7 protein-coding genes are annotated in these 11,894 nt (G+C 63.8%); 6 read left to right on the plus strand and 1 reads right to left on the minus strand.

Features of this window, described 5'->3' with window-relative positions; genetic code table 11:
* Positions 1–8 precede the first annotated feature (8 nt).
* Positions 9–6,668 carry a hybrid sensor histidine kinase/response regulator gene (locus WIT60_RS11410; RefSeq protein WP_339584041.1) on the plus strand — a complete coding sequence of 2,220 codons (6,660 nt, stop codon included), beginning with the start codon at positions 9–11 and terminating at the stop codon, positions 6,666–6,668.
* Between the two features lie 26 nt (positions 6,669–6,694).
* Entirely contained in the window at positions 6,695–7,777 is a 1,083-nt protein-coding gene (locus WIT60_RS11415) for a GGDEF domain-containing protein (protein ID WP_339584042.1), read from the plus strand.
* A gap of 9 nt (positions 7,778–7,786) precedes the next feature.
* On the opposite strand, the gene WIT60_RS11420 is transcribed toward WIT60_RS11415, so the two are convergent.
* A complete protein-coding gene (locus WIT60_RS11420) occupies positions 7,787–9,331 on the minus strand; it encodes a cryptochrome/photolyase family protein (RefSeq protein ID WP_339584043.1) in 1,545 nt (514 codons plus the stop codon).
* Positions 9,332–9,388: 57 nt separating this feature from the next.
* Between WIT60_RS11420 and WIT60_RS11425 the strand changes: the two genes are divergently transcribed.
* From WIT60_RS11425 to WIT60_RS11440, 4 genes are read left to right on the plus strand one after another with little or no spacing between them, the layout of a single operon-like run.
* The gene (locus WIT60_RS11425) at positions 9,389–9,976 is read left to right on the plus strand and encodes a YqgE/AlgH family protein (RefSeq protein ID WP_339584044.1); all 588 of its coding nucleotides are present in this window, start codon (positions 9,389–9,391) and stop codon (positions 9,974–9,976) included.
* Positions 9,973–10,401, plus strand: coding sequence for a Holliday junction resolvase RuvX (ruvX, locus tag WIT60_RS11430; RefSeq protein ID WP_339584045.1), 429 nt, complete (start codon positions 9,973–9,975; stop codon positions 10,399–10,401). The genes WIT60_RS11425 and ruvX overlap by 4 nt, the downstream gene beginning before the upstream one ends.
* Complete coding sequence (pyrR, locus tag WIT60_RS11435; protein WP_320362699.1) at positions 10,402–10,914, plus strand: bifunctional pyr operon transcriptional regulator/uracil phosphoribosyltransferase PyrR; 513 nt, start codon at positions 10,402–10,404, stop codon at positions 10,912–10,914.
* Positions 10,914–11,888, plus strand: coding sequence for an aspartate carbamoyltransferase catalytic subunit (locus WIT60_RS11440; RefSeq protein ID WP_320362698.1), 975 nt, complete (start codon positions 10,914–10,916; stop codon positions 11,886–11,888). Before pyrR ends, WIT60_RS11440 begins: the two co-directional genes overlap by 1 nt.
* The last annotated feature ends 6 nt before the right edge of the window (positions 11,889–11,894 follow it).

Genomic DNA, 11,894 nt, shown 5'->3' on the forward strand with positions numbered 1-11,894 from the left:
GATGATTCATGGACAGCCTGCAACAAGACGCCTCCCTGCCTTCGGATGACCTCAGCGCCCTGGCTTGGGTGCATGAGGAGTTGCGCAAGTCGCTGGACCTCGCGCACAAGGCCTTGCATCGGTGCCTGAAAGACGCCACGGCCGTGGGCGTGTCCGACATGGACGCGCTGGACCCGGCCGTCCTGCGTACCGCCCGGCAACAGATCCACCAAGGTGTGGGTGCGCTGGAGCTCGCGGGTTTGCCTGCCGGTGCGACCGTGCTGCGGGCCAGTGAGGCGGTGGTGCAGAAGTTGGTCAGTCGCCCGCAGTTGATCGACGAAGACGTGGTGCGCGAGATTGAGCGCGCCTCGTTCGCACTGCTCGACTACATCGCGCGCCGACTGGCGGGTAAGTCTGTGTCGGCCATGGCGATGTTTCCGCAGTACGAGGCCCTGGTGGCACGTGCGGGTGGTGGCATGGCACGTCCGACGGATCTGTGGAATCAGGATTGGCCCACTTTGTCGCTTGAAGCGCCCCTGGCCCCGCCAGAGGGTGTGACGCCCCGTGCGCCCGATGCGGCCACGGTGGAAGATTTCGAGATGGGCATTCTCAAGCTGATGCGTCGCAATCAGCCCGATGACGCGGTGGCGTTGGCGGATCTGTGCGCGTCGCTTGCCAGCGATGCCTCGCAGCGTCACGCGTCGCGTGAGTCGGCGACTTGGATGCTGGCCAGTGGCTTCCTGGAGGCGCTGGCGGGCAAGTATGTGCCGCTGAGCGTGCATGCCAAGCGTGTGCTGTCTTCCTTGTTGAGTCAATTGCGCGTGCTGACCAAAGGGCAGGACGTGCCGTCCGATCGTTTGGCCAGCGAGTTGCTGTTCTTTTGTGCGCAGGCAGGTGACGTGCCGGCCACCGAACGCTCGGTGCTGGCGCGTGTGCGTCGGACGTTTGGCTTGGCCAGACATCAGCCGGTCAACCTGTCTGCATCCAGCCTTGGACGCTTTGATCCAGCCTGGGTCACGCAGGCCTTGAAGCGGGTGGCCGGAGCCAAGGACGGTTGGTCTGCCGTCGCGGGTGGTGAGTTGCTGCGTTTGGGCGGCCTCAACGAGCAATTTGCACTGGTGTGTGACTCCTTGCGTCGTCTCTTCACGCAAGGAGATGTGTTGGCTTCGGCACTGGCCGACGCCGCGCAGCAAACTGTGGCCAAGGCGTCTGCACCCGAGCCGAGCTTGGCGATGGAAGTGGCCACCAGCCTCTTGTACATGGAGGCCAGCCTCGAAGATGGCGAGTTTGACCAGCCTGAGCAGCAGCCACGGTTGCAGCGATTGGCCGAGCGGATCCAGGCCGTGGGACAAGGGCAGCCTGCCCAGCCTCTGGAAGTCTGGATGGAGGACCTGTACCGTCGTGTCTCCGACCGTCACACCATCGGCTCTGTGGTGCAGGAGTTGCGCACCACGCTGACCGATGCAGAAAAGCACATCGACCAGTTCTTCCGCGACCCGCAGGATCGCACACCGTTGGCGAGCGTGCCCACCATCTTGCAGTCCATGCGGGGTGTGCTGGCCGTGTTGGGTCTGGATCTCGCCGCACAGGCCAGCGTGCGCATGCGCGATGATGTCGATCACCTCTTGCTGGAAAGCACCGATCTGGACGACGCCGCACAGCGTGGCGTCTTTGATCGCCTCGCCACCAACTTGGGGGCCTTGGGTTTCCTGATCGACATGATGGGTGTTCAACCCCAGTTGGCGAAGTCGCTCTTCAAGTTCGACTCGGAGACGGGGGTGCTTTCGCCCTTGATGGGACGTGAGAAGAAGTCTCTGCCCCAGACCGACGATCCGGTTGAGGCCGTGGCGCAGCATGTGCAACAGGTTCAGCAGGAAGAGGCTTTGGCTGTGGCCGATGAGGTCGTTCAGAGCCTGGAGCGCAGCGATGTGCCGCTGAGCGAAGTCTCCGATCAGCTCAACCGCTTGGCCGAGACGCGTCACGTGCAGGAGCAGCGCGAGCTCGCGGACAACCTCGCGGCGGCTCAGGCCGCCTTGGCGACGGCACAGACCTCGGACGACGAGGCATCGGTGGCGGCAGCACGTGAGCAACTCGCCCACGTTTTGTCGGATCTGACCCGCGCCGAGGAGCCCGAGCCCGAAGAGAAACCAGTGGCGCCCGCGCCGCTCCTCGCACCGACCGTGGCTGCGGCACCCGCTGAGACCGGCCTGGAGGAAGACGACGAAATGCGCGAGATCTTCCTGGAGGAAGCTCGCGAGGTGATCGAGACAGCACAGGCCAGCTTGGCGCATCTGGCGCAACAGCCTGGCGATCTCGAATCCCTGACTTCGGTTCGCCGTGCTTTCCACACGCTCAAGGGCAGTTCACGCATGGTGGGTTTGACCCAGTATGGTGAGGCCGCTTGGGCATGTGAGCAGTTGTACAACGCTTGGCTGGCCACGCAGGAGCCCGCCAGCCCGGATCTCCTGGGTGTCAGCAACGAGGTTCTGACGCACTTCTCTGCGTGGACCGACGCGATCGCTGAGGGGCAGGCGTCTGACTGGCGTCATGAGCCTGTGACTGCGGTGGCCGAAGCGCTGCGCCTGCACGGTCAGCGCCTCAGCTTGGATGAGGCGCGCACGCCTGCGGCGACACCAGAGCAGGAGCCTGCCTTGGCCTTGGATCTGCCAGTGCAGTCCGACGAGGTGGTTCTGCCGGATGTGGTGGTGGCCGAGGTGTCGCCGCCAGCAGTCGAGGCCATCGATTCCTTCGAGCTCGATCTGTCGGCCGATGACCTGGGTGTGGCCGAGACGGCGGCAGTCCTGGACCTGACAACACAAGGTGACGAGGTCGAGGTGCGTGACGAGGTCGCTCCGGATGACTCGGATGCCGCCAGTGCGCCCGACGCTGCCTTGCCTGTGGTCAACATTGCCGATTTCGGCATCGAGTTGGATCTGTCTGCGCCCGACGCCGAACCTCCTCTGGTGTTGGATGAGACCGTGGCCGCCGCCGACAGCACGTCGCTGGACGTCTCGGTTGACGAGGAACAGCCGCTGAGCGTGCACATCCTCGAGCCCAAGCATGTCGTGCAGTTGGAGGACGACGATCCCACGGTCTCCGGTGACCTGTACGAAACGCCGGCCAGCGATCTGGCCGACGCATCTGAGGAACTCGCTTTGTCGGCCTCCGACGAGACCCAGGTGGAGGCGGTGTCTCTGCCAGACCTCGTGGTAGACGACCAGGCGGTGGTTGAGCCCGACAGGCTCGCACTGCCGGTGTTGTCGGCAGAGTTCACTGACGATGAGCCTGTCGCGCTGGAAAGCTCTGACGCCGATGCCTTGCTGGATCTCCCGCTTGAGGTTGTGGGCGAGTCGGTTGACTTCCCCGAGTTGGCCGATCAGTCCGTGATCGAGGATGCGGCAACGGAGGTACTGGAAGTCGCCGCGTCGCCTGAACCCACACCGGTCACAGAGACTGGCGACGAACAGTACAAGATGGTGGGCGATCTCCGCATCGGCATCCCACTGTTCAACATCTATCTCAACGAGGCTGACGAGCAGTCGCGTCGTCTGAGCACCGCGCTGAACGAGTGGGCGATCGAGATCCAGCATCCCGTGAGCGACGAGGTCATTGCCTTGGCGCACTCGTTGGCGGGCAACTCTGGCACGGTGGGCTACACCGAGCTGTCGAAGTTGGCGCGCCTGCTGGAACACGCGCTCATGCGCTCGCAGGCCCTCGGCGTGGGTGAAGTCGACGCGGCTTTCCTGTTCAATGAGGCCGCCGACGAAATTCGAGGTCTTTTGCATCAGTTCGCTGCCGGCTTCCTCAAGTCGCCAGACAGCGAACTCATGGCCCGTCTCGAAGACTATGAGCATGAAGCTTCACGTCGCTTCGAAGCGCGCAGCCTGGTTGCCGATCAGGAACCCGCCGAATCCGAGTTGGGTGACTTGCCCCTGCTCAGCGAAGATGGGCACGAGTCGGCGCCAGACCTCGTACTGGATGCCGCCCCCGAAATCGCGGTCTCTGGTGTGGAGGCCGACATCGATTTGACGGTGGTGCAGGATGTGGCGCCCTTGGGTGTCGCCGAGTTCAAGGCTTTCGACGAGCTCCCGGCACAGGCTGTCTCTGCGCCAGGTGGTGTTCGCGCGCCTGCCGTTGTCTGGGACGACGGCGAAGCCATCGACGCCGTCGACAGTGTGGACGTGGACCTGTTCCCGATCTTCGAGGAGGAGGCGCTGGAGTTGTTGCCGCAGTTGGGTGCGCAGGTGCGCGACTGGCTTGCGACGCCGGACAACCCGGCAGCTGGCACGGCTTGCATGCGCACGCTGCACACCTTCAAGGGCGGTGCACGTCTGGCGGGGGCCATGCGATTGGGTGAGCTGGCTCACCGCCTGGAAAGCGCCATCGAGCATCTGGTGGCTGCTGAGACCGTGACGCACGATGACGTGGCGCCGTTGGAAGCGCGCGTCGACCGTTTGCTGGAAGTGTTCGAGGCGCTCCGTCAGCAAGACGCACAGAGCTACGAGGCTCAGGTGGCGCATGCCGAGCAGGCCGCAGAAGCCGAGCAGCAAGCCGATCCGGTCTTGGACGGCGCTGTCGAGGTGAGCAACGATGCCATGCAGGACGCGTGGCCCTCGCCTGCCTTGGAGAGTGTCCCTGATGCCATGGCGGACGAAGGGGTGCAGACCTCGTCTGTGGGCGCCGAGTCACCCAAGCGCGGGGTGGGGCGCGAGGCAGCCGAGTTGCAACTCACGCCCGTCGATTGGGCCGCTTTGCAGGGCAAGGCCTGGCAGGGATCGCAGCGCGTCGTGCGCGAAGCGCAGCAAGGTGCTTCGCAGGCGGCGGTGCGGGTGCGCCCTCAGTTGCTGGACCGTCTGGTGAACCATGCGGGTGAGGTGTCCATCACGCGCACACGACTGTCGTCGCAAGTGGGGCAGATCCGCAACTCGCTCAACGACCTGACTGACAACCTGGAGCGTCTGCGACAGCAGTTGCGTGACATCGAATTGCAGGCCGACACGCAGATGTCGACCCGCATGGAAGCTGCACGTGCCGCCAGCCAGGAATTTGATCCGCTGGAGTTCGATCGCTACACCCGTTTCCAGGAGTTGACCCGCATGATGGCTGAGTCGGTGAACGACGTGGCCACGGTGCAGCGGACTTTGCAGCGCAGCTTGGAAACCGCTGAAGACCAGTTGGCTGTTCAGGCTCGTTTGACGCGAGACTTGCAGGACGATCTGCTGCGTACCCGCATGGTGGAGTTCGAAGGTTTGTCCGACCGCCTCTATCGTGTCGTGCGTCAGGCCGCCAAGGAAACAGGCAAGCAGGTGCGCCTTGACATCGTGGGCGGCGCCACCGAAGTGGACCGCGGGGTGCTTGAGCGCCTGACCGGCGCTTTCGAGCACCTGCTGCGCAATTGCATCTCTCACGGCATCGAGATGCCGGACGTGCGGGTTGCTGCCGGCAAGGAGCCTTCGGGCCTTGTGACGGTGGCCTTGCGCCAGGAGGGCAACGAAGTCGCCATCGAGTTCCGTGACGACGGTGCGGGCCTGAACCTCGCAGGCATCCGCCAGCGCGCCGTGTCGATGGGTTTGTTGCAAGAGGGGCAGGCTGTCAGCGATGCCGAGTTGGCGCAGTTCATCTTCATGCCCGGCTTCTCGACTTTCGACAAAGTCACCGAACTGGCCGGGCGTGGCATCGGCATGGACGTGGTCCGTTCCGAGATCAACGCCATGGGTGGGCGCATCGAAACAGCGACCAGCGCAGGACGAGGCACCAGCTTCACGCTGATCGTGCCTTTGACGACGGCGGTGACGCAAGTGGTGATGCTGCGTTGTGGCGCGCACACGGTGGCCGTGCCGACCCACTTGATCGAGATCGTGCGCCGCGCCAAACCGGAAGAGGTTGAGCACGCTTACCAGCAAGGCAGCTATGTCTATGGTGAGCACGCCTTGCCTTTTTACTGGCTGGGTGCCTTGCTCGACTTCAGCCCGCGCAGTCATGAAGGTGGGCGAACCCTGCCTTTGGTGATCATCCGCTCGGCGCAGCAGCGTGTTGCACTGCACGTGGATGAAGTGCTGGGCAACCAGGAAGTGGTGGTCAAGAACCTGGGTGTCCAGATGTCGCGCATGCCGGGTTTGGCTGGCATGACCTTGCTGGCTTCAGGTGCGGTGTCGCTGATCTACAACCCTGTGGCGCTGGCGACTGTGTACGGCAACCATGCTCAGGCCTTGACCTCGCACGCGATGGCGGCAGACAGCGCAGCCCATGACGGCTGGCTGCAGTCCGGCGCACCGGCTGATGTCGTGGAAGAGGTGCCTGATGAGGCACTGGCACCTCTGGTGCTGGTGGTCGACGATTCGCTCACTGTGCGTCGTGTGACCCAGCGTCTGTTGGCGCGCGAAGGCTACCGTGTCACCTTGGCCAAGGATGGTCTGGAAGCCTTGGAAGCACTGGCGCAGGAGCGGCCGGCAGTGGTCTTGTCTGACATTGAAATGCCGCGCATGGATGGCTTTGACCTGGTGCGCAATATCCGTGCTGATGAGAAGATGGCAGACATGCCTGTCATCATGATCACTTCACGCATTGCGCAGAAGCACCGCGACTATGCGCAAGAGTTGGGGGTGAACCACTACCTCGGCAAGCCGTATGGTGAAGAAGAGTTGCTGGAACTGGTGGGTCGCTATGCGGCACATCCGGAATTGGCCTGAGCACGCTGTCACATTGTCCCCACCGCATGGAATCTCACATCGAAGCCCCCGCCCAGGTAGATGACCACATCTCCCACCTCGCTGCGCTCACGGCCCAGCGAGATCGGGAAATGCTGGATGTGTCCCTGGCACAAGGGGTGTTGGAACTGTTGCCAGCAGCCAGCGTGGGGGTTTACCGTCTGGTGGGGCCAGACGAGGACTCTCAGCGTTGGCTGTGCTGCGGCTTAGCACGACGCGGTGAATTGACGGTCAGTGATCCGCCGTGGGTGGATCTGGATTCATTGCCATCCGTCACAGCTTACCCCTTGCGACAGTTGGTGCTGGACTCCCGTTTGCTGGAGCAAGCGGAGTTGCCTACGGCCAGCCTCATTGACCCGACACAGCGTTTTGTCACGGTCCTGCCCCTGATGGTGGAATTGGGGCTGCCCGGTGTGCTGGAGGTGATGTCGGACAAGCCTTTGGCCATGGAGGCCCTCAAGCCTATCCAGACCTTGCTGAGGGTGTTTGCCAACTTCCAGAACCTGTTGGAGTCGAGTCAGCGTGATTCGCTCACAGGATTGCTGAACCGGCAGACGTTCGATGCCACCTTCCTCAAGGCGTCGATGCCGACACAGCACGATCCGGGCCTTTCCATCGAGCGGCGGACCTCGCCTGCCACCGGCTATTGGCTGGGTGTGGTGGACATCGACCTTTTCAAGCTGGTCAATGACCGGTTTGGTCACTTGATTGGTGACGAGGTGCTGGTGTTGGTAGCGCGCATCATGCGCCAATCGTTCCGACACTACGATCGCCTCTACCGCTTTGGTGGCGAAGAGTTTGTGGTGTTGCTGCGCGGTGGCACGGAAGAAGATGCGATGCAGGCGTTTGAGCGTTTCCGTCGCAATGTGGAAACCTATGTCTTTCCGCAGGTCAACAAGGTCACCATCAGTCTCGGTTTCACCGAGGTGATGCACAACGACACGCCCAGTGTGGCGTTCTCGCGGGCCGATCAGGGGGTGTACCAAGCCAAGCACCAAGGACGTAATCAGGTCTTGTGTTACGAGGCTCTGGTGCGCGATGGCGTGCTCAAAACCGAGGCCGCCCACGTGGGCGATGTCGAGTTGTTCTGATGGCTGGTATCAGCCCGCACGCTTCGGGCTGCGTGTCCGGGGTGCTGCGCCGTCCTTGATCTTGTTCTCACTCACCACTCCATAACGCGCCAAGGTTTCGGTGCGGGCCTCATCGTGCTGCACGATCGGCTGCGGGTAGTCGCGGCCCAATACAACGTCGTCAGCGCTGGCCAGATCGGCTGGGCGGGTCAGCCAGGGGGCGTGCAGGGCCTTGTCGGGCAGGGCGGCCAGTTCGGGCACATAGCGGCGGATGAACTTGCCCTGGGGGTCGAACTTTTCGCTCTGGGTGATGGGGTTGAAGATGCGGAACCAGGGCTGGGCGTCACAACCCGTCGATGCCGCCCATTGCCAGCCGCCGTTGTTGGCGGCGAGGTCAAAGTCCAGCAGCTTTTCGGCGAAGTAGGCTTCGCCGCGGCGCCAGTCGATCCCCAGGTCTTTGATCAGAAAACTGGCGGTCACCATGCGCAGGCGGTTGTGCATGTAGCCGGTCTGGTTGAGTTGGCGCATGGCCGCATCTACCAGTGGGTAGCCGGTGCGACCCTCGCACCAAGCCTGAAAGTGGGCGTTGGCCTTGGCGCCGTGGGCCCACTTGATGCGGTCGTACTCGCGCCTGTAGGCGTTGCCCACCACGTGGGGGTGGTGAAACAGAATCTGGCGATAAAAGTCGCGCCAGATCAGCTCCGACAGCCAAACCTGTGCCCCGGCGGAGCCCGCTTGGGCACGCTGCCACGCCAGATCGACCAGGTGGCGGATCGAGACGGTGCCAAAGCGCAGGTGGGTGGACAGGTAGCTCGGGCCCTTGAGGCCTGGAAAGTCCCGCGTGCTGTCGTAGCGGTCGATGCGGTGAAGGAAGTCGTCCAGCAGGGCCTGCGCCCCGGACATGCCCGGGGCCACCTTCAGCGGCCCGACCTCTTCGAAGCCGATGTCGGCCAGCGTGGGGATGTGGTCGGCGCCCATGCCGTCCACCGCAGGGGGCACCGGCGCGAGGTGCGCGGCGTAGGGCATGATGGGATAGGGCTTGACGTAGAAAGGCTCCAGCTTCTTGAGCCAGGCGTTCTTGTAGGGAGTGAAGACGCCGTAGGGGGTGTCGTTGCCGGTGAGCACCTCGTTGCGCTCGAAGATCACGTGGTCTTTGACGGTGTAGAGCGCCACGCCCAGGTTGCTCAAACGGCCGCGCACCTGGGCGTCGCGGTCTTGCGCGTCCGGCTCGTCGTCGTGGCTGGCGTACACCGACTGCACGCCCAGCTCGCCCGCAAGTTGCGGGATCACCGAGCGGGCCGAGCCATAGCGCACGATCAGGCCCACCCGCTCGGGGTGGGGCACGCCGACGTTCAGTGCCAGCTCGCGCAGGCCTTGGTCCAGTTCGACCAGACTGTCGCGGATGAAGGCGACACGGCGATCCTGGCGGGGCAGGGGTTCGAGGATGTCGCTGTCAAAGACAAAGGCGCACCAAACCCGACGGGCGTGTTTCAGGGCGTGAAACAGGGCCGCGTGGTCCGTGCAGCGCAGGTCGCGGCGGAACCACACCAAGGCCGAGGCATTCGATTCGCTCATGGTCGTCTAATTCACAGATAGTCGGTACGGATCAGCGTGGGCGTCTAAAATCGGCGCATGTCCCTAAGCGCATCTTCCCCCATCAACCTGACCAATCAGTTTCTCATCGCCATGCCCGGCATGGTGGACGGCAATTTTGCCGGCACTGTGGTCTACATGTGCGAGCACAACGACAAGGGGGCACTGGGACTGGTCATCAATCGACCGATTGACATCAATTTGAAGCACCTTTTCGAGAAGGTGGACTTGCCGCTGGAGCGCAGCGACCTGGCCGAGCGCCCGGTGTACCTGGGCGGGCCGGTGCAGACCGAGCGTGGTTTTGTGCTGCACGAGCGCCTGGACGACGAGGGCGGGCACTACAACTCCACCTTGAAGATCGAGGGCGGCTTGGAGATGACGACCTCGCGCGATGTGCTGGAAGCCCTGTCGAACGGCGCCGGTCCGCGCAAGGTGTTCATCACGCTGGGCTATTCCGGCTGGACCGCCGGTCAGCTCGAAGAGGAAATCTCGCGCAATGGCTGGCTGAACGTCGACGCCGACCCGCAGATCATTTTCGACACCCCGGTGGAGCAGCGCTACGACAAGGCCCTGTCCCTGCTGGGCATCGATCGCAGCTTCCTGATGGGTGAGGCTGGTCACGCATGAGCGTCCAGCCCATCTCGGCGATCCGGCATTTCCTCGCCTTTGACTATGGCCTCAAGCGGGTCGGCGTGGCCACGGGCAACAGCCTGACGCGCCAGGCCCAGCCGCTGCGCACGATCGCGGCCGAGGGGGCAGAGCGCTTTGCTCAGATCGGCAAGCTGATCGACGAATGGCGCCCCGATGCGCTGGTCATCGGCGTGCCGTTTCACCCCGACGGGGCCGAACACGAAAACACCCAGCGTGCCCGCAAGTTCGGCGGCCAATTGCGCGGGCGGTTTCACCTGCCGGTGCACGAGGTGGACGAGCGCTATTCCACGACCGAAGCCCAGGGCTTTGGCGCCCAGGATCTGGACGCTGCCTCGGCTGCCATCTTGCTGCAACAGTACTTCAACGATCATCCTGGGGATGACATCCGGAAAGAGGCCTGAGTGAGCACTTCGCCCCATACCCTGCACCTCGACGCCGAGGCCCTGTATGCCAACCTGCTGCAAGGCGTGCGCCGCATCGTGACCCCCGAGACCGTGCTGGTGGGCGTGTGGTCGGGCGGCGCCTGGCTGGCCGAGCGCCTGAACGCCGACCTGGGCCTGAAGACCCCGCACGGCGTGATCTCCTCGGCCTTGCACCGTGACGACTTCGGCTCGCGCGGCATGGTCTCGTCCAAGGACGCGACGCACCTGCCGTTCGAGGTGGACGGTGCCCACATCCTGCTGATCGACGACGTGATCTACACCGGGCGCACCACGCGTGCGGTGCTCAACGAACTGTTCGATTTCGGCCGTCCGGCCAGCGTCACATTGGCCGTGCTGGTCGACCGTGGCGGACGCCAACTGCCTTTCGAGCCGGCCCTGTCGGCTGCCCGTATCACCCTGCCGTCTGAAGAGCGTGTGGCACTGGTCCGCGCCGACGACGGCCGATTCCAATTCCATTTCGAGAGGGTTTGATGACCGCCATCCGGAAACCCCAGCGCAACCCGCAGCTCAACAGCCACGGGGAGCTGATCCACCTGCTGTCCACCGAAGGACTGCCCAAAGCCATCATCCACCAGATCCTGGACACGGCGGAGCAGTTCCTCAGCGTCAACGACCGCGAGGTCAAGAAGGTGCCCTTGCTGCGTGGCAAGAGCGTGTTCAATCTGTTCTTCGAGAACAGCACCCGCACCCGCACCACCTTCGAGATCGCGGCCAAACGCCTGAGCGCTGACGTGATCAACCTCGACATCGCGCGCTCGTCGGCGTCCAAGGGTGAAAGCCTGCTCGACACCATCGCCAACCTGTCGGCCATGAGCGCCGACATGTTCGTGGTGCGCCACTCCGAGTCGGGGGCCCCCTACCTGATCGCCCAGCACGTGGCGCCGCACGTGCACGTGGTCAACGCCGGTGACGGTCGCCACGCGCACCCGACGCAGGCCCTGCTGGACATGTACACGATCCGGCACTACAAGAAGGACTTCACCAACCTGACCGTGGCAATCGTGGGCGACATCGTGCACTCGCGCGTGGCCCGCTCCAACATCCACGCGCTGACCACCCTGGGTGTGCCCGAGGTGCGCGTGGTGGGCCCCCGCACCCTGGTGCCGGGTGACCTGCGCGAAATGGGCGTGCGCGTGTGCCATGACATGGCCGAAGGCATCAAGGATGCGGACGTGGTCATCATGCTGCGCCTGCAAAACGAGCGCATGAATGGCGGCATGCTGCCCAGCGCGGGCGAGTTCTTCAAGGAGTTCGGCCTGACCGAGTCCAAGCTGGCGCTGGCCAAGCCCGACGCCATCGTCATGCACCCCGGCCCCATCAACCGCGGTGTGGAAATCGACTCCGCGGTGGCCGACGGCAAGCAAAGCGTCATCCTGCCCCAGGTCACGTTCGGCATCGCCGTGCGCATGGCCGTGATGTCCATCCTGGCTGGTAACGAGGCCTGATCCCAT

This window comes from Aquabacterium sp. G14 (genome assembly GCF_037482285.1).
GTDB lineage: Bacteria > Pseudomonadota > Gammaproteobacteria > Burkholderiales > Burkholderiaceae_C > Aquabacterium.

Coding starts and splice junctions, on each gene's coding strand:
- WIT60_RS11410 (WP_339584041.1), top strand. CDS start 9: ATGGACAGCCTGCAACAAGACGCCTCCCTGCCTTCGGATGACCTCAGC.
- WIT60_RS11415 (WP_339584042.1), top strand. CDS start 6,695: ATGGAATCTCACATCGAAGCCCCCGCCCAGGTAGATGACCACATCTCC.
- WIT60_RS11420 (WP_339584043.1), bottom strand. CDS start 9,331: ATGAGCGAATCGAATGCCTCGGCCTTGGTGTGGTTCCGCCGCGACCTG.
- WIT60_RS11425 (WP_339584044.1), top strand. CDS start 9,389: ATGTCCCTAAGCGCATCTTCCCCCATCAACCTGACCAATCAGTTTCTC.
- ruvX (WP_339584045.1), top strand. CDS start 9,973: ATGAGCGTCCAGCCCATCTCGGCGATCCGGCATTTCCTCGCCTTTGAC.
- WIT60_RS11440 (WP_320362698.1), top strand. CDS start 10,914: ATGACCGCCATCCGGAAACCCCAGCGCAACCCGCAGCTCAACAGCCAC.